General features: G+C 54.4%; 23 protein-coding genes and 6 tRNA genes. 12 read left to right on the top strand and 17 right to left on the bottom strand.

Translation table 11 applies throughout. From position 1 onward, the window contains the following. Positions 1–837 (top strand): pyridoxine/pyridoxal/pyridoxamine kinase, encoded by an 837-nt coding sequence (gene pdxK / locus APT89_RS20875; protein WP_060573466.1) that lies wholly within the window; start codon positions 1–3, stop codon positions 835–837. 44 nt (positions 838–881) lie between these two features. Here the strand turns inward: pdxK and crr are convergent, their stop codons facing one another. From crr to cysZ, 5 genes are all read right to left on the bottom strand, one after another. Then, positions 882–1,391 (bottom strand): PTS glucose transporter subunit IIA, encoded by a 510-nt coding sequence (gene crr / locus APT89_RS20870; protein ID WP_003861316.1) that lies wholly within the window; start codon positions 1,389–1,391, stop codon positions 882–884. A gap of 40 nt (positions 1,392–1,431) precedes the next feature. After that, positions 1,432–3,159 carry a phosphoenolpyruvate-protein phosphotransferase PtsI gene (gene ptsI, locus APT89_RS20865; protein ID WP_008501604.1) on the bottom strand — a complete coding sequence of 576 codons (1,728 nt, stop codon included), beginning with the start codon at positions 3,157–3,159 and terminating at the stop codon, positions 1,432–1,434. Positions 3,160–3,203: 44 nt separating this feature from the next. Further along, positions 3,204–3,461, bottom strand: coding sequence for a phosphocarrier protein Hpr (gene ptsH / locus APT89_RS20860; protein WP_000487600.1), 258 nt, complete (start codon positions 3,459–3,461; stop codon positions 3,204–3,206). 317 nt (positions 3,462–3,778) lie between these two features. Beyond that, complete coding sequence (cysK, locus tag APT89_RS20855; protein WP_028013996.1) at positions 3,779–4,750, bottom strand: cysteine synthase A; 972 nt, start codon at positions 4,748–4,750, stop codon at positions 3,779–3,781. Positions 4,751–4,913: 163 nt separating this feature from the next. After that, positions 4,914–5,675: a sulfate transporter CysZ gene (cysZ, locus tag APT89_RS20850; protein WP_028013995.1), complete on the bottom strand. Its 762-nt coding sequence runs from the start codon at positions 5,673–5,675 to the stop codon at positions 4,914–4,916. 230 nt (positions 5,676–5,905) lie between these two features. Here cysZ and zipA point away from each other — a divergent pair, with 230 nt between their 5' ends. The 3 genes from zipA to APT89_RS20835 all read left to right on the top strand — a co-directional run bounded on the left by zipA (position 5,906) and on the right by APT89_RS20835 (position 9,181). After that, positions 5,906–6,880, top strand: a complete 975-nt coding sequence (zipA, locus tag APT89_RS20845) for a cell division protein ZipA (RefSeq protein ID WP_060573465.1) — start codon at positions 5,906–5,908, stop codon at positions 6,878–6,880. A 68-nt stretch (positions 6,881–6,948) separates the two neighbouring features. Continuing rightward, positions 6,949–8,964 (top strand): NAD-dependent DNA ligase LigA, encoded by a 2,016-nt coding sequence (gene ligA, locus APT89_RS20840; RefSeq protein ID WP_060573464.1) that lies wholly within the window; start codon positions 6,949–6,951, stop codon positions 8,962–8,964. 1 nt (position 8,965) lies between these two features. Beyond that, a complete protein-coding gene (locus APT89_RS20835) occupies positions 8,966–9,181 on the top strand; it encodes a DUF3820 family protein (protein WP_003861328.1) in 216 nt (71 codons plus the stop codon). On the opposite strand, the gene APT89_RS20830 is transcribed toward APT89_RS20835, so the two are convergent. Further along, entirely contained in the window at positions 9,178–10,173 is a 996-nt protein-coding gene (locus tag APT89_RS20830) for a bile acid:sodium symporter family protein (protein WP_060573463.1), read from the bottom strand. The two genes, APT89_RS20835 and APT89_RS20830, sit on opposite strands and share 4 nt — an antisense overlap. 89 nt (positions 10,174–10,262) lie before the next feature. Between APT89_RS20830 and APT89_RS20825 the strand changes: the two genes are divergently transcribed. Then, positions 10,263–11,198, top strand: coding sequence for a LysR family transcriptional regulator (locus APT89_RS20825; RefSeq protein WP_041908810.1), 936 nt, complete (start codon positions 10,263–10,265; stop codon positions 11,196–11,198). Here the strand turns inward: APT89_RS20825 and APT89_RS20820 are convergent. From APT89_RS20820 to APT89_RS20800, 5 genes are all read right to left on the bottom strand, one after another. After that, positions 11,195–11,533: a FlxA-like family protein gene (locus tag APT89_RS20820; RefSeq protein ID WP_041908812.1), complete on the bottom strand. Its 339-nt coding sequence runs from the start codon at positions 11,531–11,533 to the stop codon at positions 11,195–11,197. The two genes, APT89_RS20825 and APT89_RS20820, sit on opposite strands and share 4 nt — an antisense overlap. Before the next feature lie 125 nt (positions 11,534–11,658). Next, positions 11,659–11,734, bottom strand: a tRNA-Lys gene (locus APT89_RS20815). 4 nt (positions 11,735–11,738) lie between these two features. Then, positions 11,739–11,814: transfer RNA gene (locus tag APT89_RS20810), tRNA-Val, on the bottom strand. A gap of 29 nt (positions 11,815–11,843) precedes the next feature. Further along, positions 11,844–11,919: transfer RNA gene (locus APT89_RS20805), tRNA-Val, on the bottom strand. A gap of 41 nt (positions 11,920–11,960) precedes the next feature. Beyond that, a tRNA-Val gene (locus tag APT89_RS20800) sits at positions 11,961–12,036 on the bottom strand. A 258-nt stretch (positions 12,037–12,294) separates the two neighbouring features. On the opposite strand from APT89_RS20800, the gene gltX reads away from it, so the two are divergent. After that, the gene (gltX, locus tag APT89_RS20795) at positions 12,295–13,710 is read left to right on the top strand and encodes a glutamate--tRNA ligase (RefSeq protein ID WP_045631029.1); all 1,416 of its coding nucleotides are present in this window, start codon (positions 12,295–12,297) and stop codon (positions 13,708–13,710) included. A 52-nt stretch (positions 13,711–13,762) separates the two neighbouring features. On the opposite strand, the gene APT89_RS20790 is transcribed toward gltX, so the two are convergent. Then, positions 13,763–14,146 (bottom strand): YfeC-like transcriptional regulator, encoded by a 384-nt coding sequence (locus tag APT89_RS20790; RefSeq protein WP_032644902.1) that lies wholly within the window; start codon positions 14,144–14,146, stop codon positions 13,763–13,765. A 1-nt stretch (position 14,147) separates the two neighbouring features. Further along, complete coding sequence (locus tag APT89_RS20785) at positions 14,148–14,510, bottom strand: YfeC-like transcriptional regulator (protein ID WP_047364140.1); 363 nt, start codon at positions 14,508–14,510, stop codon at positions 14,148–14,150. Between the two features lie 217 nt (positions 14,511–14,727). Between APT89_RS20785 and APT89_RS20780 the strand changes: the two genes are divergently transcribed. The 3 genes from APT89_RS20780 (at position 14,728) to APT89_RS20770 (ending at position 17,325) form a co-directional block, all read left to right on the top strand. Then, a tRNA-Ala gene (locus APT89_RS20780) sits at positions 14,728–14,803 on the top strand. A 41-nt stretch (positions 14,804–14,844) separates the two neighbouring features. Beyond that, positions 14,845–14,920: transfer RNA gene (locus APT89_RS20775), tRNA-Ala, on the top strand. 215 nt (positions 14,921–15,135) lie between these two features. Beyond that, entirely contained in the window at positions 15,136–17,325 is a 2,190-nt protein-coding gene (locus APT89_RS20770) for a sensor domain-containing phosphodiesterase (protein WP_060573461.1), read from the top strand. A gap of 42 nt (positions 17,326–17,367) precedes the next feature. On the opposite strand, the gene APT89_RS20765 is transcribed toward APT89_RS20770, so the two are convergent. After that, positions 17,368–18,555, bottom strand: coding sequence for a NupC/NupG family nucleoside CNT transporter (locus tag APT89_RS20765; protein ID WP_008501591.1), 1,188 nt, complete (start codon positions 18,553–18,555; stop codon positions 17,368–17,370). 346 nt (positions 18,556–18,901) lie between these two features. Here APT89_RS20765 and APT89_RS20760 point away from each other — a divergent pair, with 346 nt between their 5' ends. Next, on the top strand, positions 18,902–20,140 hold the full coding sequence (locus APT89_RS20760; protein WP_045631032.1) for an Nramp family divalent metal transporter: 1,239 nt from the start codon (positions 18,902–18,904) through the stop codon (positions 20,138–20,140). A gap of 31 nt (positions 20,141–20,171) precedes the next feature. Here the strand turns inward: APT89_RS20760 and APT89_RS20755 are convergent, their stop codons facing one another. Both APT89_RS20755 and mgrA read right to left on the bottom strand, forming a co-directional pair. Continuing rightward, positions 20,172–20,510, bottom strand: a complete 339-nt coding sequence (locus tag APT89_RS20755; protein ID WP_041908820.1) for a DUF2502 domain-containing protein — start codon at positions 20,508–20,510, stop codon at positions 20,172–20,174. 127 nt (positions 20,511–20,637) lie between these two features. Next, positions 20,638–21,636: an L-glyceraldehyde 3-phosphate reductase gene (gene mgrA / locus APT89_RS20750; RefSeq protein WP_041908822.1), complete on the bottom strand. Its 999-nt coding sequence runs from the start codon at positions 21,634–21,636 to the stop codon at positions 20,638–20,640. A 185-nt stretch (positions 21,637–21,821) separates the two neighbouring features. On the opposite strand from mgrA, the gene ipdC reads away from it, so the two are divergent. After that, positions 21,822–23,480 (top strand): indolepyruvate decarboxylase, encoded by a 1,659-nt coding sequence (gene ipdC / locus APT89_RS20745; protein WP_041908824.1) that lies wholly within the window; start codon positions 21,822–21,824, stop codon positions 23,478–23,480. On the opposite strand, the gene APT89_RS20740 is transcribed toward ipdC, so the two are convergent. Continuing rightward, positions 23,481–24,716, bottom strand: a complete 1,236-nt coding sequence (locus APT89_RS20740) for an ion channel protein (RefSeq protein ID WP_041908826.1) — start codon at positions 24,714–24,716, stop codon at positions 23,481–23,483. 205 nt (positions 24,717–24,921) lie between these two features. Here APT89_RS20740 and glk point away from each other — a divergent pair, with 205 nt between their 5' ends. Then, positions 24,922–25,887, top strand: coding sequence for a glucokinase (glk, locus tag APT89_RS20735; RefSeq protein WP_028013981.1), 966 nt, complete (start codon positions 24,922–24,924; stop codon positions 25,885–25,887). The last annotated feature ends 5 nt before the right edge of the window (positions 25,888–25,892 follow it).

Raw genomic sequence — 25,892 nt, 5'->3', positions numbered from 1 at the left:
ATGGAGATGATTCTATTCCGGGATAACACCCGGGCGCAGCAAACCGACATCGTCGCGGTGCAGTCGCAGGTGGTTTACGGCAGCGTGGGTAACAGCATTGCGGTGCCGAATATTCGTACCCACAGGCTGAACGTCACCGCCGTGCCGACGGTGCTGTTTAGCAACACGCCGCACTACGATACCTTCTACGGCGGGGTGATCCCCGCCGAGTGGTTCAGCGGCTACCTGAAGGCGCTGGAAGAGCGCGAGATCCTGCGCGAGCTTAAAGCGGTCACTACCGGCTATATGGGCAGCGCCAGCCAGATCGCGCTGCTGGCGCAGTGGCTGAAAGCGGTCAAAGCGCAGCATCCTGACCTGCTGGTGCTGGTCGACCCGGTTATCGGCGATATCGACAGCGGAATGTACGTGAAGCCGGATATCCCGGAAGCCTACCGGGAACACCTGCTGCCGCTGGCGCAGGGGATTACGCCAAACGTTTATGAGCTGGAAGTATTGAGCGGTAAGTCGTGCCGAACGCCGGAAAGCGCTATTGCCGCCGCGCAGGGGTTGCTTTCTGACGCTCTGAAATGGGTGGCGATCACCAGCGCGCCGGTCGCCGATGACCCGCAAAACATCCACGTGGTGCTGGTGACGCGTGAGGGCGTGACCGTCAGCGCGCATCCGCGCGTAGAAACCGATCTGAAAGGGACGGGGGATCTGTTCTGTTCAGAACTGGTGAGCGGAATTGTTGAGGGGAAAACCGTTGCTGATGCCATTCGCATGGCCGGCGATCGGGTGACTGACGTGATGCTTTATACCCAGTCGAAAGGCTACGACGAGCTTATCCTCCCTGCATAAACAAAAATGGCGCCCGAAGGCGCCATTTTTCTGTGCGGCAAGAATTACTTCTTGATGCGGATAACCGGGGTTTCGCCCACGGTGACGCTGCCAGACAGTTTGATCAGTTCTTTGATTTCGTCCATGTTGGAGATAACAACCGGCGTCAGGGTAGACTTGGCTTTTTCTTCCAGCAGTGGCAGATCGAATTCAATCACCGGGTCGCCAACTTTAACACGCTGGCCTTCTTCCGCGATACGCTTGAAGCCTTCGCCTTTCAGTTCAACGGTGTCGATACCGAAGTGAACGAACAGTTCGATACCGCTATCAGATTCGATAGAGAACGCATGGTTGGTTTCAAAAATTTTACCGATGGTGCCGTCAACTGGAGCAACCATTTTGTTGCCAGTTGGTTTGATAGCAATGCCATCACCAACGATTTTCTCAGCAAACACTACATCCGGCACGTCTTCGATGTTGACGATCTCGCCGGAGAGCGGAGCAACAATCTCAATAGTTCCGGAGTCTTTCTTATCATCAGAAACCAGAGATTTCAGTTTATCGAACAAACCCATGATCTTCTCCTAAGCAGTAATTTGGGCCGCATCTCGTGGATTAGCAGATTGTTTTTTCTTCAATGAACTTGTTAACCAGCGTCATTAACTCGTCCGTTGTCGGTTGAGCAAGAGCCTGCTCTGCTAACACCTTCGCATCTTCGAAGTTCGTGTTACGGATAATCTTCTTAATGCGCGGGATGGAAATGGCGCTCATAGAGAATTCGTCCAGACCCATACCCAGCAACAGAAGTGTAGCACGTTCGTCGCCTGCAAGCTCACCACACATGCCAGTCCATTTACCTTCTGCATGAGAAGCATCAATAACTTGCTTGATCAAGTTCAGTACGGACGGTGACATTGGCTGGTAGAGATGTGAAATCATATCATTACCACGGTCAACTGCCAGGGTGTACTGCGTTAAATCATTGGTACCGATACTAAAGAAATCAACTTCTTTGGCTAAATGACGCGCAATGGTCGCCGCCGCTGGTGTTTCCACCATCACGCCGATCTCAATTGACTCGTCAAATGCTTTACCTTCGTCGCGCAGTTCCTGTTTGTAGATTTCGATCTCTTTCTTCAGTGCACGCACTTCTTCAACAGAGATGATCATCGGGAACATGATGCGCAGCTTACCGAAAGCGGAGGCACGCAGGATAGCGCGAACCTGGTCACGCAGGATCTCTTTACGATCCATCGCGATACGCACGGCACGCCAGCCCAGGAACGGGTTCTCTTCTTTCGGGAAGTTCATGTACGGCAGCTCTTTGTCGCCACCGATGTCCATGGTACGGACGATAACCGCCTGCGAGCCACACGCTTCTGCGACGGCTTTATACGCAGCAAACTGCTCTTCTTCCGTAGGCAGCGCGTCGCGGTCCATGAACAGGAATTCTGTACGATAGAGACCAACACCTTCCGCACCGTTGCGCTCAGCGCCATCAACGTCGCGTACGGTACCGATGTTTGCGCACACTTCTACCTGATGGCCGTCCAGGGTGATGGCTGGCAGGTCTTTCAGCTTAGCGAGTTCCGCTTTTTCAGTCGCAACCTGCTCCTGAACCGCGCGCAGTTTTTCGATCTCTTCGTTAGTTGGGTTGACGTAAACCAGATTGTTTACGGCATCCAGAATCAGATAGTCGCCGTTTTTCACCTGAGAGGTGACGCTACCGGTGCCCACGATGGCAGGCAGTTCCAGAGAACGCGCCATGATTGAGGTGTGGGAGGTACGGCCACCCGCGTCGGTGATGAAACCAAGGACCTTTTTCAGGTTCAGCTGTGCGGTTTCAGACGGGGTGAGGTCAGCGGCAACCAGGATCACTTCATCCTGAATCGCGCTCAGGTCGATAATGGCCAGGCCCAGGATGTTGCGCAGCAGGCGCTTACCGATGTCACGTACGTCAGCCGCACGCTCTTTCAGGTATTCATCATCCAGCTCTTCCAGGGCAGTTGCCTGACCTTCGATAACTTCATGCGCAGCCGCGTCGGCCGTCATGCCTTTATCTTTAATCAGGGCTATGATTTCCTGCTCCAGCTCCTCATCTTCGAGCAGCATGATATGCCCTTCGAAGATGGCTTCTTTTTCTTCACCGAAAGTTTCGCCAGCTTTAGTTTTGATCGCTTCCAGTTGCGCAGATGCCTTGGCACGACCGCTCAGAAAACGTTCAACTTCCTGATCAACCTTGTCGGCAGAAATTTTTTTCCGGTCGATGACGATCTCGTCTTCTTTCAGCAGCAGTGCTTTGCCGAAAGCGATACCCGGGGATGCTAAAATGCCTGAAATCATAACCCTACCTTACTTGTGACTGATATTTAAAAGAACCCGGAAACTTACTCGAGCTCAGCCATCAGTTTAACCAGATGCTCAACTGCTTTCTGCTCGTCTTCACCTTCAGCAGAGATGGTAACAACGGTGCCCTGAGTCAGGCCCAGAGTCTGCAGTTTGAACAGGCTTTTTGCGCTAGCGCTTTTGCCGTTGGAAGTTACAGTGATTTCAGAAGTGAAGCCTTTCGCTTCTTTAACAAACTGAGCAGCAGGGCGGGTGTGCAGACCGTTCGGAGCGGTAATGGTAACTTCTTGCTGGAACATTGTATTTCCCCAACTTATAGGTTTAGTGTTGTGGAACTAAAGTCTAGCCTGGCGGCTTAACTTTAGCCTGTATTGTTAGCGCTGACGTTTCAATCGTCATTAAACATTATGCAGCGAAAGGAAGACTTGAACCAAATCATAAAATCGATTCAGCAAGGGTATTTCGTTCACTGATTAATTTCACGCTTCAAAATAATTGCTGGTTTAAATACCAGACACATCGGGGTGAAGCAATGCCAGGAGGGGCAAAAGTCTGAAGCAGGTCACAAAAAAGCACCCGAAAAGGTGCTTTTTTACGCGTTATTAACATACTGGCACTACTGTTGCAGCTCTTTTTCCGTGAACAGATCGGCAAACAGTGCGGTGCTCAAGTAACGCTCACCCGAGGAAGGAAGGATAACCACAATATTCTTATTGGTAAAGGCTTCATCTTCCTGAAGTTTGAGCGCTGCCGCAACGGCCGCACCGGAAGAGATACCTGCCAGAATGCCTTCTTCATCCATCAGACGACGCGCGGTAGAGATGGCTTCTTCGTTCGTGATGGCAACGACTTTATCGATCAGCTTCAGATCCAGGTTACCCGGAATGAAGCCCGCGCCGATGCCCTGAATTTTATGCGGGCCAGGCTTGAGCTCTTCGCCCGCCAGCGCCTGAGCGATAACCGGGGAGTCGGTAGGTTCAACGGCAACGGTAATCAGCTCTTTTTTACCTTTTGTGCCTTTAATATAGCGAGACACGCCGGTCAGCGTGCCGCCGGTGCCGACGCCGGAGATAAATACGTCAACCTGGCCGTCAGTATCTTCCCAGATTTCCGGGCCGGTAGTCTTCTCGTGAATTTCAGGGTTAGCCGGGTTGCTGAACTGCTGCAGCAGAAGATATTTCGCCGGATCGCTGGCCACGATCTCTTCCGCTTTCTGAATGGCACCTTTCATGCCCTTCGCGCCTTCGGTCAGGACCAGGTTCGCTCCCAGCGCTTTGAGCAGTTTGCGACGTTCGATGCTCATGGTTTCCGGCATGGTCAGGGTCAGCTTGTAGCCGCGTGCGGCAGCAACATAGGCCAGAGCGATACCGGTGTTACCGCTGGTCGGTTCCACCAGCTCAACGCCTGGCTTCAGCACGCCGCGTTTTTCAGCATCCCAAATCATGTTTGCACCGATGCGGCATTTTACGCTGAAGCTCGGGTTGCGTGATTCGACCTTCGCCAGAATGCGTCCATTACCGATACGGTTCAGTCGAACCAGGGGCGTATGACCGATAGTCAGCGAGTTGTCTTCATAAATCTTACTCATGGCCTGTCCTTAACTGTATGAAATTGGGATACCGACCCAGCATACCTGCTAAGCAGGTAGGGGGAAGTAAGGAATTCGCATATCTATATACTGCAAGGAAATAATGGGGATCAGTATGGAATAAGGGGCGGCATAAGCCACCCCTGCTTTACACATTTTTGCATTATTTCCATAACGCGTGCTTAGCACGATAACAGTCCACCCACATCGCCGTCGCGCCGCAAACCGCAACCGGCATGATGAACAAGTTAAGGAAGGGAATCATGGTGAACAGGCTGGTCAGCGCGCCGAACTGCATATTGGCGACCTTCCGGGTGCGCAGCGCGGTGCGCATCGCTTTGAACGGCACCTTGTGGTTATCGAACGGATAGTCGCAGTACTGGATGGCCAGCATCCAGGCGCTGAATAGAAACCACAGCACCGGCGCAACCGTCTGGCCAATGCCGGGGACAAAGTAGAGGGCAAGGAGTACAACCGCGCGGGGGAGGTACCAGGCAAACTTTTGCCACTCGCGCTTCATAATGCGCGGGATATCTTTCACGATCCCCAGCACGCCCGTGTCCGGTGGCGTCGCGCCGGTAAGCCGCGCCTCCAGCTGTTCCGCCAGCAGGCCGTTAAACGGCGCGGCTATCCAGTTCGCGATCGTTGAGAATAAATAGCCGAATACCAGCAGCACGGAGATGACCGCCACCGGCCAGAGCAGGTAGTTAAGCCACTGCAGCCAGTCCGGCACGTAGCTCATCAGCGACGGGATCCAGCTTTCGAGCTTTGTGAACAGCCACCAGAACGCGCCGCCCATCAGAATAATGTTGATCAGCAGCGGCAGAATGACGAAGCGACGGATACCTGGCAGTGAGACCAGCTTCCAGCCCTGAGAAAAATACCAGACGCCGCTGCGCGGGGGAGAAGACGATGTTGAAACCATAACCAGGCTGTACTCCTTTTTTCACAACCAGTGGAATTGCCCGCCTATATTATCCACTTGCGGACCAATGACCAGTTCGGAAATGTTCGAAAAACCAGCAAAAAGCACGATTTACTTCATCTTTATGCTGCGAATGCTCTGCACACACTTGCACTTGACGTAAACGGCAAATACTCTTAGTGAGTAAATGTTTGCCGTGGTGGCAAGGTGTTAGAACAACAGAGAATATAATGATGCAGGATTTGCGTCTGATATTAATCATTGTTGGCGCGATCGCCATAATCGCTTTACTGGTACATGGTTTCTGGACCAGCCGTAAAGAGCGTTCCTCGATGTTTCGCGATCGCCCACTGAAGCGCATGAAGTCCAGTCGTGACGACGATGACAGTGAAGATGACATCGATGGAAGCGACGATGACGGCGTGGGTGAAGTTCGTGTTCATCGGGTCAATACTGCGCCCGGCGCGGCTCATGGGGAGCATGAAGCCCCCCGCGCTCCGCAGCACCAGTATCAACCGCCGTATGCCTCTGCTCAGCCGCGCCAGCCAGCGCCGCAGACAGTGGAAGAACCTGTACGTCAGCCGCCGCAACCGCCTGTCCAACAGCAGCCCGCTGCGCCACAGCCGGTTCAACAGCAACCTGTGCAGCAGCCCGTGCAACAGCAACCTGCGCAGCAGCCGCAGCAGCCTGTTCATGTACAGCCTGCACCGCAGCCCGCTCCGGCTCCGCACGTTGAGCCAGAGCCGGTCGCCGAGCCTGAACCGGTTGTTGAAAAGCCGCAGCGTAAAGAAGCGGTGATCATCATGAACGTGGCCGCGCATCACGGCAGCCATCTCAACGGTGACGTGTTGCTCAACAGTATTCAACAGGCAGGCTTCAAGTTTGGCGATATGAATATTTTCCATCGCCACCTGAGCCCTGACGGTAGTGGTCCGGCGCTGTTTAGCCTGGCCAATATGGTCAACCCAGGCACCTTTGACCCGGAAATGACCGGTGATTTCGTGACGCCGGGTGTCACTATCTTTATGCAGGTGCCGTCCTACGGCGACGAACTGCAAAACTTCAAGCTGATGCTGCAGTCCGCTCAGCACATCGCTGATGAAGTGGGTGGTGTGGTGCTCGACGATCAGCGTCGAATGATGACCCCGCAGAAGCTGCGCGAGTATCAGGACCGCATCCGCGAAGTGAAGGAAGCCAACGCGTAATTGTCGCGTTTACTTCAACTCCTCCTCAACCCCCGCCTGTCGGGGGTTTTTCTCATTGATGGTGCGATATGGACTCAATCGAACAACAACTCACTGAACTGCGAACCACGCTTCGCCATCATGAATATCTCTATCATGTTATGGACGCACCGGAAGTGCCGGATGCGGAGTATGACCGGCTGATGCGCGAGCTGCGCGAGCTGGAGGCGCAGCACCCGGAACTGATTACGCCAGATTCTCCGACCCAGCGCGTCGGCGCCGAGCCGCTGGGGGCTTTCAGCCAGGTGCGTCACGAAGTGCCGATGCTGTCGCTGGACAACGTCTTTGATGAAGAGAGCTTCCTCGCGTTTAACAAGCGCGTGCAGGACCGTCTGAAAAGCAGCGATTCCCTCACCTGGTGCTGCGAGCTGAAGCTCGACGGCCTGGCGGTCAGCCTTCTCTATGAAAACGGCGTGCTGGTGCGCGCCGCCACGCGTGGCGACGGTACGACGGGTGAAGACATCACCACCAACGTGCGAACCATCCGCGCGATCCCGCTGAAGCTGCAGGGAGACAACATTCCCGCGCGTCTGGAAGTGCGCGGCGAGGTGTTCCTGCCGCAGGCGGGATTCGAGAAAATTAACGAAGAGGCGCGTCGCACCGGCGGGAAAGTGTTTGCTAACCCGCGTAACGCGGCGGCAGGCTCTCTGCGCCAGCTTGACCCGCGCATCACCGCGAAGCGACCGCTTACTTTCTTCTGCTACGGCGTCGGTATTCTGGAAGGTGGTGAGTTACCGGATACGCACCTCGGGCGTCTGCTGCAGTTTAAAGCCTGGGGCCTGCCGGTGAGCAACCGCGTTCAGCTCTGCGACTCGCCGGAAGCGGTGCTGGCGTTCTACCACAAAGTGGAAGAGGACCGTCCGACGCTCGGCTTTGATATCGATGGCGTTGTCATCAAGGTCAATTCGCTGGCGCTGCAGGAGCAGCTGGGCTTTGTGGCGCGTGCACCGCGCTGGGCGGTGGCGTTTAAATTCCCTGCCCAGGAGCAGATGACCTTCGTTCGCGACGTGGAGTTTCAGGTGGGCCGTACGGGCGCTATTACTCCGGTCGCTCGACTGGAGCCGGTGCAGGTCGCAGGCGTGCTGGTGAGTAACGCTACGCTGCACAACGCCGATGAAATCGAACGCCTCGGCCTGCGCATCGGTGACAAAGTGGTGATTCGCCGCGCGGGCGATGTTATCCCGCAGGTGGTGAACGTTGTTGAGTCAGAACGTCCTGATGATACGCGCGAGGTCGTTTTCCCGACCCACTGCCCGGTATGCGGCTCTGACGTAGAGCGTGTGGAAGGCGAAGCGGTGGCCCGCTGTACGGGCGGCCTGATCTGCGGCGCACAGCGTAAAGAGTCGCTTAAGCACTTTGTTTCCCGTCGCGCAATGGACGTTGACGGCATGGGCGACAAGATTATCGATCAGCTGGTTGAGAAAGAGTATGTCCATACGCCAGCGGATCTGTTCAGGCTCACGGCGGGCAAACTGACCGGTCTGGATCGCATGGGGCCGAAGTCAGCCCAGAACGTGGTTAACGCGCTGGAAGCAGCGAAAGAGACGACCTTCGCCCGCTTCCTGTACGCGCTGGGCATTCGTGAAGTCGGCGAAGCGACGGCGGCAGGTTTAGCCGCGTACTTTGGTACGCTGGAGGCGCTGGAAAAGGCAAGCATCGACGAGCTGCAGAAAGTGCCGGACGTCGGCATCGTCGTCGCCACGCACGTCTTTAACTTCTTTGCCGAAGAGAGCAACCGCGAGGTCATCGGCAAGCTGCTGGAAGAGGGCATTAAATGGCCCGCGCCGGTGGTGGTCAACGCCGAAGAAATTGATAGTCCATTTGCCGGTAAAATCGTGGTGCTAACCGGTAGCCTTAGCCAGCTTTCACGCGACGATGCAAAAGCGCGTCTGGTGGCGCTGGGGGCCAAAGTGGCGGGCAGCGTGTCGAAGAAAACCGACCTGGTGATTGCCGGCGAAGCTGCGGGTTCGAAGCTGGCGAAAGCCCAGGAGCTCGGCATTGAGGTTATCGACGAAGCGGAAATGATGCGCCTGTTAGGAGAGTAACGTGGAGAAAGAGCAGCTCGTTGAGATCGCCAATACGGAAATGCCGTTCGGTAAATATAAGGGCCGCAGGCTGATCGATTTGCCGGAGGAGTACCTGCTGTGGTTCGCCCGCAAGGACGAATTCCCCGCCGGGCGCCTGGGCGAGCTGATGGCTATCACGTTACTGATCAAAACCGAGGGGCTGACCCAGCTGGTGCAGCCCCTGAAGCGTCCTTAAGCCTTCGCGGCGCGGGTCTCTTCCTGCGCCAGCTTTTCCGTCTGGCGCTTGTAGTGACGCGCCAGCACCGCGCAGACCATCAGCTGGATCTGATGGAAAATCATCAGCGGCAGCACCATCATCCCGATCACCGAGGTGGGGAACAGAATGTTCGCCATCGGGATGCCGTTCGCCAGGCTCTTTTTGGAGCCGCAGAAGACGATGGTGATCTCATCGGCTTTGCTGAAGCCGCACTTGCGCGCCACAAAAACGTTCACCGCAATGACAATTGCCAGCAGAACGAGGCTGACCACCACGATAAACAGCAGCGAGCCTGCGCCCACTTTATGCCAGATCCCGTTTACGACCGCTTCGCTGAAGGCGGAATAGACCACCAGCAGAATCGACGACTGGTCGGTTTTGGAGATCCATTTCTTATGCTTCGCCACGAACGCCCCGGTCCACGGACGCGAGAGATGGCCCAGGACAAACGGCAGCAGCAGCTGCAGGCAGATTTTGCCGACCTGCTCAAGGTTACCTTCCGCGCCGTGCATGTTCATCAGCAGGCCCACCAGCAGCGGGGAGACGAAAATCCCTAACAGGCTGGATGCCGAAGCGGAGCAGACCGCGGCTGCAACGTTCCCTCCGGCAAGAGAGGTAAAGGCAATGGCAGACTGCACGGTGGCCGGGAGAATACAGAGATACAGGAAACCGGTGTAGAGCGCCGGATCGACGTTAACCGGTGCCCACCAGGCAAACAGCACCCCGAGGATCGGGAACAGAATAAACGTGCTGCACATCACCCAGAGGTGCAGTCGCCAGTGGCTACCGCCAGCGATAATCGCTTCGCGGGAGAGCTTTGCGCCGTGCATAAAGAACAGCAGCGCGATGGCGGCTGTCGTCAGTCCCTCAAAAAAAGGGACGAAACCGCCGCGAGCAGGGAAGAACGAGGCCAGTAAAACGGTAGCCACCAGGGTGAGCGTAAACGGATCAAGAATACGAAATAGTTTCATAATGACTCCTGAAAACAGATGTCGCTATTGTGCTTTTTTCCATTTGAGAAATAAAATTGATTTATTGCATCCATTCATGAATTAAAAAGATGAATTATTCCCTACGCCAGCTTCGCATTTTCGTTACCGTCGCCCATGCCCGCAGCTTTAGCCGGGCAGGTGAAATGATCGGCCTGAGCCAGTCGGCGGTCAGCCACAGCGTGAAGGAGCTGGAAAACCAGACCGGCGTTAGGTTGCTTGATCGCACCACGCGCGAAGTGGTCCTGACCGAAGCGGGGCAGCAGCTGGCCCTGCGTCTTGAGCGGCTGCTTGATGAGCTGAACAGCACGCTCAGAGACGTGGGGAGGCTGGGGCAGCAGCTGTCGGGCACCGTGCGGGTTGCGGCCAGCCAGACGATATCCGCGCACCTTATCCCGCAATGTATTGCCGAGGGAAACCATCGCTATCCTGATATTGATTTTGTCCTGCATGACAGACCGCAGCAGTGGGTGCTGGAGAGCATCCGCCAGGGGGATGTGGATTTTGGTATTGTGATCGATCCTGGCCAGGTGAGCGATCTGGAATGCGAAAGCGTTCTTTCTGAGCCTTTTTTGCTGCTCTGCCGTGACGACGACCCGCTGGCAGCGTTGCTCGAGGTCAGCTGGCAGTCCCTGCAGGGGGCGAACCTGGTTTTACAGGATTATGCCTCAGGCAGCCGCCCGCTGATTGATTCCGCGCTGGTGAATCAGGGCGTTAAGGCAACGATCGTGCAGGAGATTGGTCATCCGGCCACGCTGTTTCCGATGGTGGAAGCCGGAATTGGCATCAGCGTGTTGCCCGCTCTGGCGCTTCCCCTGCCGCAGGGAAGCCAGCTGGCGGTGAAGCGGCTGACGCCCGTTGTCGAACGAAAGCTGATGCTGGTGCGGCGAAAAAATCGTTCGCTCTCGGGTGCGGCGCAGGCCATCTGGGAAGTGGTGCGTATCCAGGCACAACGATTAACCGAGGCCCGCATACGCGATCCACTGTTTAACGCATCAGACGATTAGATGTAGATATCAATCTGATTAGTGTCTGACGGGCTATTCACGCCTTCTACTTTACCCAGTTTTTGATCCTGCTTCTTCTGAGCTTCTTCGGCCTGCTGGCGCTGCAGTGCGGCGAGCTGTGCCTGCAGCACTTTGATCTGGGTCTGAATCAGTTCCTGCTGCTTCTTCTTCTCATCTGCACTGCCGGGGCTGTTTGCCAGCTCTTTTAACTGCTGGGTCAGCTTTTTGATCTTGTCGAGAATGCGGGTGATTTGCGCAGAAATATCGTTACTGCTCGAAGTGCCACTCGCGCCGCTGGTTTGAATCTGTTGGGTTGAAGCCTGAATGGTCGTCATACTTTTTCCTCGCGTTATAAAACAGAGGTATCGGCACCGACGGGATTAGCTTGAGGAAAATGCGGCAGGTTCACATTTTTATATCGCAGATAGCAAAAAAGCGCCTTTAGGGCGCTTTTTTACATTGGTGGGTCGTGCAGGATTCGAACCTGCGACCAATTGATTAAAAGTCAACTGCTCTACCAACTGAGCTAACGACCCGAAATGGTGGGCGATGACGGGCTCGAACCGCCGACCCCCTCCGTGTAAAGGAGATGCTCTACCAACTGAGCTAATCGCCCATTTCGGAACTGCTGTGATAAGGTGAGAATGGTGGGCGATGACGGGCTCGAACCGCCGACCCCCTCCGTGTAAAGGAGATGCTCTACCAACTGAGCTAATCGCCCAATCTCAATTCTTATCTACACTGCGAGTCTACCGAAGTAGATGGTGGGTGATGACGGGCTCGAACCGCCGACCCCCTCCGTGTAAAGGAGATGCTCTACCAACTGAGCTAATCACCCCCGCTGTGTGGAGTCGCATTATAGGGAGAGTTGAAAATGAGTCAACGCATTTTCTAAAGTTTTTATTCGTTCGTCGTAAAATTAAACAAAACGATCGCAAAACGGGCGGTGGCGCATGATTTCTAAACAAAAACAGCAAACTCCGCCACGATAAAGGGATCGACATTGAGGAATCCCCCCACAGTGATAGAATATTGCCCATCGTTTTTTCCCCGGGATTTGCCGATTGCCGGCATCTTTATAACGTAAGGCCATTTCATGAAAATCAAAACTCGCTTCGCGCCGAGCCCGACAGGCTATCTGCACGTCGGTGGTGCTCGTACTGCTCTCTATTCCTGGCTTTTTGCACGCCACAACCAAGGTGAGTTCGTGCTGCGTATAGAAGATACCGATCTTGAGCGCTCCACGCCGGAAGCAATTGAAGCCATTATGGATGGTATGAACTGGCTGAACCTGCAGTGGGACGAAGGCCCGTATTTCCAGACCAAACGTTTTGACCGCTATAACGCTGTTATTGATGAGATGCTGGTCGCGGGCACGGCGTATAAGTGCTACTGCTCCAAAGAGCGTCTGGATGCGCTGCGTGAAGAGCAGATGGCGAACGGTGAAAAACCGCGCTATGACGGCCGATGCCGCCACGATCACAGCGAGCATGCCGCTGATGAGCCATGCGTGGTGCGTTTTGCTAACCCGCAGGATGGCTCGGTGATTTTCGACGACCAGATCCGTGGCCCGATCGAATTCAGCAACCAGGAGCTGGACGATCTGATCATACGCCGTACCGACGGTTCCCCAACCTATAACTTCTGCGTCGTGGTTGATGACTGGGATATGGAAATTACCCACGTTATCCGTGGTGAAGACCATATCAACAATACCCCACGCCAGATCAACATCCTGAAAGCGCTGAATGCACCTGTTCCGGTCTATGCGCACGTCTCCATGATCAACGGCGACGACGGTAAAAAGCTGTCTAAACGTCACGGTGCGGTCAGCGTCATGCAGTATCGCGACGACGGCTATCTGCCGGAAGCGCTGCTGAACTATCTGGTGCGTCTGGGCTGGGCTCACGGCGACCAGGAGATCTTCAGTCGCGAAGAGATGATCGAACTGTTCTCTCTGAGCTCTGTGAGCAAATCTGCCAGCGCATTCAACACCGACAAGCTGCTGTGGCTCAACCATCACTACATAAATACCATGCCGCCGGAATATGTGGCGACTTACCTGCAGTGGCACATTGAGCAGGCAAACATTGATACCCGCACTGGCCCTGAGCTGGCGGACCTGGTAAAACTGCTCGGCGAGCGCTGCAAAACGCTGAAAGAAATTGCCGAAAGCTGCCGCTACTTCTATGAAGAGTTTGATGAGTTCGACGCCGACGCCGCGAAGAAACACCTCCGCCCGGTTGCGCGTCAGCCGCTGGAAGTGGTGCGCGACAAGCTGGCTGCGCTCACCGAGTGGACCGCTGAGAATGTGCATCACGCCATTCAGGCGACTGCAGACGAACTGGAAGTGGGCATGGGCAAAGTCGGTATGCCGCTGCGCGTTGCGGTGACCGGCGCTGGTCAGTCTCCGGCGCTGGACGTGACTGTCCATGCCATCGGCAAGTCACGCAGCGTGGCGCGCATCAACAAGGCGCTGGATTTTATTGCAGAACGTGAAAATCAGCAGTAATTAAGCCATCTATAAGAAAAACGGCAGGGTATCCTGCCGTTTTTTTTGCCTTTTATTCGGCAATACCCAGACGAGCAAGAAAACCGCGTATTCCTTCGCGCTTCAGTAAGGTATCCAGACGCTGCTGTTCAAGCTCAGTCATACTCTCCAGCGTTTCGATAATGCCCGGACGCAGACGTGAAGGCTGTTCATTGTAGGATGAGGCCACCTCAGCCAGATGATAAACCGCCTGGCGGTTACGGATAGCCGGGAGGCTCATAATATGCTCCTTCACGCGTGCATCAACGTGAATGAGCCGCGCCCGACCGCCTTTTACGCCATTGAGTCCTTCGGTTTTCCACCCCTGCTGCCGTATCCAGCGATTTACCGTTTGTCTGGCAACACCCAAATTCTCCGCCAGCTCTTCCGTGGTCATTTTGCTACGTAGTCTTTTCATATTAATTCTGGTCGCGAATCCCTAAACGTTGCAACAAACCGGTAATCCCTTCCCGCAATAGTAGCGATGTCATCTGCTTCTGCTCTTCCGGCGTCATTTCATTGGCCAGCGTCAGGAGTAGGGTATGAAGTGAACCGTCAGTGCTGATGCCGTCAGGCACAGCGGATGTTTCCGTTGCCCGGCGTGCGCTGCGGATAAAGTCACGCACCTTTTCGTTCACATGCACCAGGCGCGCTTTTCCCCCCTGGACACCGGGCTTGGGCGACGTTATCCAACCCTCTTTGCGTACCCATTTATTGATGGTCTGTCGGCTATAGCCAGTGAGCAGGGCTAACTCTTCCGGCGTCATTCGTTCCTTGATCATGCAATTTCCTGAATATTCGTGGGGTTAATTAACGGCTCATTTTATAGCACCGTTTTACGTGAAAACGTGACAGGCTTAACTCATGACTGCGAGCAGGCTCGCAAAGTGATTCATTTGCATGATTTTTCGGCGATTGAACCGCGGCTATTGATTTTGCCGTTGACACTCCGCGGCGGAATTCATATTATGCCGCCCGTCAACATGACAGCTTTACGATGGGGCTATAGCTCAGCTGGGAGAGCGCCTGCATGGCATGCAGGAGGTCAGCGGTTCGATCCCGCTTAGCTCCACCAAACTCTGAACCCAACAGAGTGTGGTTAGTAAAGTCACATGTGGGGCTATAGCTCAGCTGGGAGAGCGCTTGCATGGCATGCAAGAGGTCAGCGGTTCGATCCCGCTTAGCTCCACCAAAATTTTAAACCCTCGTCAAAAGACGAGGGTTTTTTTTATGTTTTTGTAACACCCCTCAACGTATTTTGTTGCCAAAATGGTTTTTTTCCATATCCCACCTCAACCGAAATCAATAAATCAGTCTATAAATAGACTTCAACTTGATTCGCGTAATTAATAAACCTATTATCCATGCGGTCAATGATATGAATGGATAATAATCTCCCACAGCTTAATGAATAGAAAATCGTATAATAATGTAAAGATATTTATAATTGCTCTGGCGATCTGTCTGATTGCGGTTCCCGTTTCCCGTTATCTCTCCCCGCGTGCAATTGTTAATGAACACGACGTTTATTTAGCGTGGCTCCCGTTAAGCGTTATGCTGGCGATTATGCTGTTATTGGGGCGCCGCGGTATTCTGCCTATTCTGATAAGTTTTATGGTTGCTAATATATTTAAAGTTAATTTAGCACCACTACAATATTCAGTATTACTGTTCTGTCAGACTTTCTCCGTATTCGCTGCCTGCGGTGTTCTGCGCCTTCTGCTGGGCCGGCGATGGCGCTACTGTATGCCCAACAGGCACCTTGGGTTACGCATATTTTGGCTCGGCTTTATGGTGCCGATAGGCATTAAAATGTCGATGTATCTCGCTGGCTATTTCTTTGATTTTCCGGTCACAATCTCAACTTTCTTCGGCGAAGGAACGGTAATTTATAACGTTGTTGATATTCAAAGCCTGATATGCGCGGCGATGATTTTTACCATGATGTTCTATTATCCGTTAAGAATGATCATTAATCCTCGTTATGCCATCAAGTTCTGGCGGCGAAGTGTGAAGCCCGTGTTTTTACACAAGAAATCATTATATATATTCGTCTGGCTGATGCTGTTAATCGCCATCATCGCAATTTTATGTGCGCCTTTTGAGTCGCCTGTTATTGCGGGCTATTTGATGCCGATAATTTTCATTCTCTTTACGTTAGCGATTAGCCGTCTGAGCTACGCGCTTATCTCTCTGCTGTGGGCCACCTCTGCGCTTCTGCTGTTGACCTACAACTACAACTTTCTAAACGGAGTGGAGTCGGGCCATTCGCTCTCCTTTATCCTGTCGGTACTGATCTCATTTGCTATCTGCCTGCTTTATATGTCGCGTATCTATCAGCGAAGCGAATGGTTGAAGCAGGGCTGGCAGGACAGAGCGCTCACCGATCCGCTGACAGGATTACCCAACATTCGTGCGCTGGAAGATTTTCTCCTCGACCACCCGGATGCCAAAGTGTGTTGCCTGAGAATGGATAATCTGGAGTTTTTGAGCCGCCATTACGGCATTCTCATGCGGGTGCACTGCAAACGAATGATCACGTCCTCTCTCCAGCCGCTGTTGCAAAAAGATGAGACGCTTTTCCAGCTGCCGGGAAGCGAGCTGGTGCTGGTATTGCTTGGGCAGGGAACGGCCGAGCGCCTCCAGCATATGGTTGATAGGCTGAACAGCCGTAAGATTTTCTGGAACAATACCGGGCTGGATATCGAATTTGGCGCGTCCTGGGGAATGGTCGAAAACGGTGAGAAACTGCACCACACGCTGGGGCAACTGAGCTGGCTGGCCGAGCAATCCTGCGGAGCGCACAACGTTCTTGCGCTGACGAATAGCCTGGAAGCTGCATCAGGACAAACAACGGAGCGTGTCCTGATGCTGGCGCGGATTAAGCACGCCCTGGAGGCGGGGCAGTTCCATTTGTATGCGCAGCCGATCCAGAAGGCGGACGGTAGCGGGTACTACGAAATTCTGGCGCGTATGGAGAGCGAGGGCGAGATCATCACCCCTGACCGCTTTATTCCCCTGATTGCCCAGTTCAACCTCAGCCACCGGTTTGATATGTGCGTCATGGAAAAACTACTGCTGTGGCTGCGCGATCACCCAGCGACGCAGGCTGGCGCCCGTTTCTCTGTCAATCTGATGCCGCTTACGCTGATGCAAAATGAGGTGGCGACTGAGATTTGTGCGCTCTTTGAACGGTACGGCGTTGCGCCTCAGGCTGTCGTGATTGAGATCACCGAAGAGCAGGCCTTCTCCAATTCCGGCTGCAGCATCCACAACATTCAGCAGCTGCGGGATTACGGTTTCAGGATTGCCATCGATGATTTTGGTACCGGCTACGCCAACTACGAGCGTCTGAGACGCCTGCAGGCAGACATCATTAAAATTGACGGCTGCTTCGTGAAAGATATTTGTACTGATGATATGGACGCAATGATCGTCCAGTCGATATGTAATCTGGCGAAGACGAAATCACTGTGCGTGGTGGCCGAATATGTTGAGACGCCAGCGCAGCGGGAGATGCTGTTACGCTTCGGCGTGGACTATCTCCAGGGCTACCTGATAGGCAAACCCAAACCGCTGGAAGAATTGCGGGCATAAAAAAACCGGGAGTAAGACTCCCGGTTTTTTTTACGGTAAATGTTACAGAACCAGCGCAGCGATAGAAGCAGACAGGACGCTCACCAGGGTGGAGCCGTAAACCAGTTTCAGGCCAAAGCGAGAAACCACGTTACCCTGTTCTTCGTTCAGGCCTTTAATCGCACCGGCGATAATACCGATGGACGAGAAGTTCGCGAAGGAGACTAGGAATACGGACAGAATGCCTTCCGCACGTGGAGAAAGCGTGCTGGCGATTTTCTGCAGATCCATCATCGCAACGAATTCGTTAGAAACCAGCTTGGTCGCCATGATACTGCCCACCTGCAGCGCTTCGTGAGCCGGAACACCCATCACCCATGCGACAGGGTAGAAGATGTAGCCCAGGATGCCCTGGAAGGAGATGCCCAGCACAGCGGCGAACAGGGCGTTAAGTGCGGAGATCAAGGCGATAAAGCCGATCAGCATCGCGGCAACGATAATCGCCACTTTGAAACCGGCCAGGATGTACTCACCCAGCATTTCGAAGAAGCTCTGACCTTCGTGCAGGTTAGACATCTGGATGTTCTCTTCGCTGGCGTCAACGCGATACGGGTTGATCAGCGACAGAACGATAAAGGTGCTGAACATATTCAGAACCAGCGCTGCAACCACATATTTAGGCTCCAGCATGGTCATGTACGCGCCCACGATAGACATGGAAACGGTAGACATCGCGGTTGCCGCCATGGTGTACATGCGGTTACGGGACATTTTGCCGAGGATATCTTTATACGCGATGAAGTTCTCAGACTGACCGAGGATCAGGGAACTTACGGCGTTGAAAGATTCCAGCTTGCCCATGCCGTTTACTTTGGATAACAGGAAACCAATGCCACGAATAACGAACGGCAGAACGCGGATGTGCTGCAGAATACCGATCAGCGCGGAGATGAAGACGATTGGGCACAGTACCTTCAGGAAGAAGAATGCCAGACCTTCGTCGTTCATTTTACCGAAGACAAAGTTTGTCCCTTCGTTGGCGAATCCGAGCAGTTTTTCGAACATTTCGGAGAAGCCTTTCACGAAGCCGAGGCCTACATTGGAGTTCAGGAAGAACCACGCAAGTAAAACTTCAATGACCAGCAGCTGGACAACATAACGAATACGAATTTTTTTGCGGTCTGTGCTGACCAGCAATGCGAGTGCAGTAACGACAACAAGTGCCAGGACAAAATGAAGGACGCGGTCCATATTTGCTCCAAATATGAGGCAGGTTTAATTTTCGTGCACATTCTATGTAACAAGCGAAAAGAAAACGAGATCAGGGACACACTATAGTTACATCCTGTGACGAGTCTCAAAATTAGTGATCCACAATACATTTTTGTTATGTTAGGTAAATGAGTGAAAAGTTAAGTTTGTGTGCTACGCTTCACAAATGACCGCGCATTTTCACATTCTGTGATGTCGCACCACCTGCCCATCTATTGTTCTTAGCTATCAGAGAAATCATTTTAAACTCTCTAAATGATCTTGATAATCATTCTCATTTTGATAGCATTAAACATAGCAAAGGCTATATTTCCAGAGGCAGATAATGACAAACAGTCGCGTAGAGGGTAGCAGTGGTAGAGCCGCGCGCAAGTTGCGGTTCGCATTAATGGGACCTGCTTTTATTGCTGCCATCGGCTATATCGATCCGGGTAATTTTGCGACCAATATTCAGGCCGGGGCCAGTTTCGGCTATAAGCTGCTGTGGGTGGTCGTCTGGGCAAACCTGATGGCGATGCTGATTCAGATGCTCTCTGCAAAACTGGGGATTGCCACGGGTAAAAACCTGGCGGAGCAAATTCGCGACCATTATCCCCGTCCGGCGGTGTGGCTCTACTGGGTTCAGGCGGAAATTATCGCCATGGCAACCGATCTCGCTGAATTTATCGGGGCAGCGATTGGCTTTAAGCTGATTCTGGGCGTGTCGCTGTTACAGGGAGCGGTGCTGACCGGGATTGCCACATTCCTGATCCTGATGCTGCAACGTCGGGGTCAAAAACCGCTGGAGAAGGTCATTGGTGGCCTGCTGCTGTTTGTTGCTGCGGCGTACATCGTCGAGCTGATTTTCTCACAGCCGAATCTGGCGCAGCTCGCGAAAGGCATGGTGATCCCAAGCCTGCCAACCTCGGAAGCGGTTTTCCTGGCCGCCGGGGTCCTTGGGGCGACCATTATGCCGCATGTCATTTATTTGCACTCCTCGTTGACCCAGCATCTGCACGGCGGGACGCGTAAAGAACGCTACTCGGCAACCAAATGGGATGTGGCAATCGCCATGACCATCGCGGGTTTTGTGAATCTGGCGATGATGGCCACCGCAGCCGCCGCTTTCCACTTTAACGGTCATACTGGTGTCGCCGATCTCGACCAGGCTTACCTCACGCTCGAGCCGTTACTGAGCCATGCTGCTGCCACGATATTTGGTCTGAGCCTGGTTGCCGCCGGTCTCTCCTCCACGGTGGTGGGGACGCTGGCAGGACAGGTGGTGATGCAGGGATTTGTTCGCTTCCATATTCCATTGTGGGTGCGTCGTTTTATCACCATGCTTCCGTCGTTTATCGTGATTATGATGGGGCTCGATCCAACGCGAATTCTGGTGATGAGCCAGGTGTTGCTGAGCTTTGGTATTGCGCTGGCGCTGGTGCCGCTGCTGATTTTCACCAGCAATAAAACTCTGATGGGCGAACTGGTTAATACGACGCTGGTGAAACGGGCCGGGTGGGCCATCGTGGTGGTCGTCGTGGCGCTGAACTTGTGGTTGTTGGTGGGAACCGCGCTGGGTCTTTAACAAAAAAGGAGCCGCAGGGGCTCCTTTTGGATTAATGATGATGGCCGTGACCATGACCTTTGCCGCGACCCCAGCCGCGACGGTCGTCACGATCCCGCCAGCCTTCACGGTAACCGCGCTCATAGGCGTTGTCTTTATACCAGCCGCGGTGTCTGCCGTTGTCATGTTTCCACCAGCGATCGCCGCGCCACTCATAGTGACGATGCCAGTAATCACGGTCGCGCCAGTAGCCACCGTCCCAGTATCTGCCGTAGTCGTCACGATCGCCAATTTGTAATTTTACTGATGGCAACAGGGTGATTTCGCCAGCAGTGGCGACGAGCGGGGCCGAAGCCAGTAATACCGCTGCAAGAATCAGTGACCTGAACATACTCTTTCTCCTTCACGATCGGGGCCTTCGTGGGGCCTGTTAACGCAATATTACGAGTTGGTAAAGGCTCGTTTCATCGCCTCAACTCCGAATTCCCGAGGGAGAGCACTTTTTGCTAAAAGTGGTTTTATTTTGAACTGCTCAGGATCTGGTCGATTAGAGAAAGTTCTTCTGCGGTAAACTGGCGGTTTTCCAGCATACCCACGGCATCATCAATCTGAGCCGTTTTGCTGGCACCGATCAGTACCGACGTGACCTCCTCATGGCGTAACACCCAGGCAAGCGCCATCTGCGAGAGTTTCTGGCCGCGGCTTTCTGCCAGGGCGTTTAGCTGGCGCACCTTCTCAAGCTTCTCTTCGGTGATCTGTTCCGGGTTAAGGAATTGACTGCCGCTTGCCGCACGGGAATCGGCGGGAATACCGTTAAGATACCGGTTGGTCAACTGTCCCCCTGCCAGCGGCGAGAAGGGAATACAGCCGACCCCTTTTTCCTGCAGAACATCCAGCAAACCCTCTTCCGGCGCACGTTCGAACATTGAGTATTTCGGCTGGTGGATCAGGCAGGGCGTGCCCAGGTCATTCAGGATATCAATCGCTTTTCGCGCCAGCTCGGCAGGATAGTTGGATAACCCGACATACAGGGCTTTGCCCTGGCGCACCAGATGGTCAAGCGCTTTCATGGTTTCCTGCAGCGGCGTTTCCGGGTCAGGACGGTGATGATAGAAGATATCGACATATTCCAGCCCCATGCGCTTCAGGCTTTGATCGAGGCTTGCCAGCAGATATTTACGCGATCCCCAGTCGCCGTAAGGGCCGTCCCACATGGTATATCCCGCTTTCGTGGAGACGATCAGCTCGTCGCGCCAGGGCAGGAAATCCTCCTGCAAAATACGGCCGAAATTACGCTCGGCAGACCCCGGCGGGGGACCATAGTTATTGGCAAGGTCGAAATGTGTAATACCCAGATCGAACGCGCGCTGTAAAAGTTGACGGCTATTTTCGATAAGCGTAGCGTCACCAAAATTATGCCACAGCCCCAGCGAGACCGCGGGCAACCTGATTCCGCTTCGCCCACAGCGGCGATACTCCATTGTCTGATAACGATTTTTGTCCGGCAGATAACCCATTCGTATGACCTCTCGTGCTGAAGAGAAAAATCAGTGTATACGTTTACATTAACGTGAAAAAAAGCAGCATAGCTCAGCATTTTTTGTAAAGCATTCTTTCCATAGCCTTCTTATCGCCAATTCTGGACAGCCATCACGCTTATTTAATACTCAAAGTGAGGTCAACATCAGAAGGATACCTGTTTATGCGTACCCCGTACTGCGTCGCCGATTACCTGCTGGACCGTCTTACAGATTGTGGAGCCGATCATCTGTTTGGCGTGCCGGGCGACTATAACCTGCAGTTTCTCGACCACGTAATAGACAGCCCGGATATCTGCTGGGTGGGCTGTGCCAACGAGTTAAACGCCTCTTATGCCGCTGACGGATATGCCCGCTGTAAGGGCTTCGCCGCGCTGCTGACGACGTTTGGCGTCGGTGAATTAAGTGCCATGAACGGCATTGCGGGCAGCTATGCCGAGCATGTTCCGGTGCTGCATATTGTTGGCGCGCCGGGGATGGCGTCTCAGCAAAGGGGGGAACTGCTGCACCATACACTGGGCGATGGTGAGTTCCGCCATTTTTACCATATGAGCGAGCCGATCACCGTTGCACAGGCGATCCTGACCGAACAAAACGCCTGTTATGAAATCGACCGGGTACTGACGACGATGCTCCGGGAACGTCGCCCCGGCTATTTGATGTTACCTGCCGATGTGGCAAAAAAAGCCGCCACGCCGCCTGTAAACGCTCTCACGCTCCGGCATGCCCATGCCGATAGCGCCTGCCTGAAAGCGTTCCGGGATGCTGCGGAGCGTCAACTGGCAGCGAGTAAACGTACCGCGCTGTTAGCGGATTTTCTTGTCCTGCGCCATGGGCTGAAGCACGCGCTGCAGAAGTGGGTGAAGGATGTGCCGATGGCGCATGCCACGATGCTGATGGGCAAAGGCATTTTCGACGAACGTAACGCCGGTTTTTACGGTACCTACAGCGGTTCGGCCAGTGCCGGTCCGGTAAAAGAGGCGATAGAGGGGGCGGATACGGTGCTGTGCATCGGCACGCGTTTTACCGATACTCTGACGGCCGGGTTTACCCATCAGTTAACGCCTGCACAGACGATAGAAGTCCAGCCTCATGCCGCCCGCGTCGGCGATATCTGGTTTACCGGCATCCCGATGGCCCAGGCCATTGAAGCGCTGCTGGAGCTGTGCAAACAGCATATTCACGATAAGCCTGTTCCGGCATCGTACAGCGCGATGAATTTCCCTCAGCCGGACGGCTCGCTTACGCAGGAGAATTTCTGGCAAACGCTGCAAACGTTTATTCGCCCGGGAGACATCATCCTGGCCGATCAGGGCACCTCGGCCTTCGGCGCGATTGATCTGCGTTTGCCTGCCGACGTGAATTTTATCGTCCAGCCGCTGTGGGGCTCGATCGGCTACACCCTGGCCGCGGCGTTCGGTGCGCAAACGGCATGCCCGAACCGGCGGGTGATTGTGCTGACGGGGGATGGCGCGGCACAGCTGACCATTCAGGAGCTCGGGTCAATGTTGCGTGATAAACAACATCCCATCATTCTGGTGCTCAACAACGAAGGATACACGGTTGAAAGGGCAATTCACGGGCCGGAACAGCGTTACAATGACATTGCGCTATGGAACTGGACGCAAATCCCGCAGGCCCTGAGCCTCGATCCTCAGGCCCAGTGCTGGCAAGTCAGTGAAGCGGAGCAGCTGGCGGACGTGCTGGAAAAAGTGGCGCACCACGAGCGGCTCTCGCTAATTGAGGTGATGCTGCCAAAAGCGGATATCCCGCCGCTGCTGGGAGCGATTACCAAAGCGCTGGAAGCGCGCAATAGCGCCTGATTATTTGTCGTTTCGCCAGGCCATCATCATCGGTTTGCCCGCCAGCAGGAGCCAGGCGGGCAACATCACGATGCAGAGCAGCGGGAACAGCGTCGAATCCGGCACCACCACCGCCGCCATAAACAGGCTCAGCCATGCATCGCGCGTCACCACCAGTACCAGTCCCAGAATAGAGCAGGATACGGTAATCGCCGCCGGAACCGCGTCGACATGCTCGTGCAGCATCAGCCCCAGCGCCACGCCGACAAACACCGCCGGGAAGATACGCCCGCCGCGGAAACCGCACGCTGCAGCAACGACAAGCGCCGCCAGCTTGATGACGGCAAACAACAGGTAATCGGACACGCTAAACACCTGGCTGAAGGCCAGCTGCTGCATTTCGTCCAGACCTTTGAACAGGGTCACCGTTCCGCCAATTGCCCCTAAAACACCGAGGATTAGCCCCCCTGTTCCCAGAATCAATACCGGATGTTTGAGTTTATGCACCAGCCGGTGCAGGCGCGGAAGACACCATACCGCCACCATGCCCAGCGCGATGGCGATCGCGACGACGATGGCGCCGCTGAATATATCTGCAATCCGCATCTCTCCGTAGTGCGGCAGAGAGAGGGAAAAATGGGGATGGAAAAACAGGCTTGTCGTCAGCGCGCCGGCAGCCGCGGCCATCAGTGGAGCGAACAGCTTATCCCAGAGTGGGACGTCGTTATCACTGGCCAACGTCTGAGAAAAGATCAGGGCAGCAGCGACAGGCGTGCCAAAAAGCGCCCCGATGGTGCCTGCGGAGGCGAGGATGGTCCAGTCCAGCGCGCCGACGCGAGGCAGAATGCGTGCGCCGAGGAACACCGCCAGGCCAATATTCACCGCCATAATCGGATGCTCGGGACCCAGGCTGACGCCGCCCGCCAGGCCCACGATCAACGCGACGATCAGCCCCGGCAGTGCAGAGGGGGGAACCGGAGCGCCAATCAGAGGTTCCAGCGCCGGGTCCGGTCCGGCGTGGCCGGGACTGAAACGGATCGCCAGACCCACCGCAATACCGGTTAACGTCAGCATCAGGATGATCCACGCCGAAGAATCCGCGGTGACCCCCAGTTTTGCCGGAAGAGCTGTCCATAAGAGAGTTTGCAGCACCGACGCGATTTTCATCACGACGATAAGGACCAGGCTTGAGGCCACGCCAATGATCAGCGCCGGAATTGCCAGCAACAGCATGGTTCTGGCTCGCGGGTGGAGCATGATGATTTCCTTGTACAAAATGCAATGACGTTACTTTGCACATTAAGCCTTATGGCAATAGTGCAAAAGGTGCTGAAACGGTAAAGTTATTCTGTGACGAAGATCGATAATCCATGGGCATTCACCTTCCGGTCGTTGTTGTTATCACGCCTTGAATTTACAGTGTCCCAAAGATTTATTCTGACTTTAGCGGAGCAGTAGAAGAATGACAAAGTATGCTTTGGTAGGTGATGTGGGCGGCACGAACGCGCGTCTCGCATTATGCGATGTAAGTAGCGGTGAAATTTCCCGGGCGAAGACCTACTCAGGGCTGGATTACCCAAGCCTTGAGGCCGTTGTTCGCGTCTATCTGGAAGAGCATCAGGTGAGCGTCGAAGACGGCTGCATCGCCATTGCCTGCCCGATAACCGGCGACTGGGTCGCAATGACCAACCATACCTGGGCATTCTCCATCGCAGAGATGAAAAAGAATCTCGGTTTTGCGCATCTGGAAATCATCAATGACTTCACCGCGGTGTCCATGGCGATCCCGATGCTGAAGCCGGAGCACCTGATTCAGTTTGGCGGCGCTGAACCGGTCGAAGGCAAGCCGATTGCGGTTTACGGGGCCGGTACCGGCCTGGGCGTGTCACATCTGGTCCACGTTGCTCAGCGCTGGGTGAGCCTGCCGGGTGAAGGCGGCCATGTGGACTTTGCGCCAAACAGCGAAGAAGAGGGCATTATCCTTGAAGAGTTGCGCGCGGAGATCGGCCACGTTTCCGCCGAGCGCGTCCTGTCAGGGCCGGGGCTGGTGAACCTGTATCGTGCGATTGTGAAATCGGACGGTCGTCTGCCGGAAAACCTGCAGCCGAAAGACGTCACTGAACGCGCGCTGGCGGACAGCTGCATCGACTGCCGTCGCGCTCTTTCGCTGTTCTGCGTCATTATGGGACGGTTCGGCGGCAACCTGGCGCTGACGCTGGGCACCTTTGGCGGGGTCTATATCGCGGGCGGGATCGTGCCGCGCTTCCTCGACTTCTTTAAAGCCTCCGGTTTCCGCGGCGGGTTTGAAGATAAAGGGCGTTTCAGAAGCTACGTACAGGACATTCCCGTTTATCTCATCGTGCATGATAACCCAGGCCTGCTGGGTTCGGGTGCCCATCTGCGTCAGGTTCTCGGCCAAATCCTCTGATGCCT

The organism is Enterobacter sp. 50588862, from assembly GCF_001462935.1.
GTDB lineage: Bacteria > Pseudomonadota > Gammaproteobacteria > Enterobacterales > Enterobacteriaceae > Enterobacter > Enterobacter bugandensis.
Note: the sequence above shows the minus strand (reverse complement) of the source record. Positions and strands in the feature narration are given on the sequence as shown.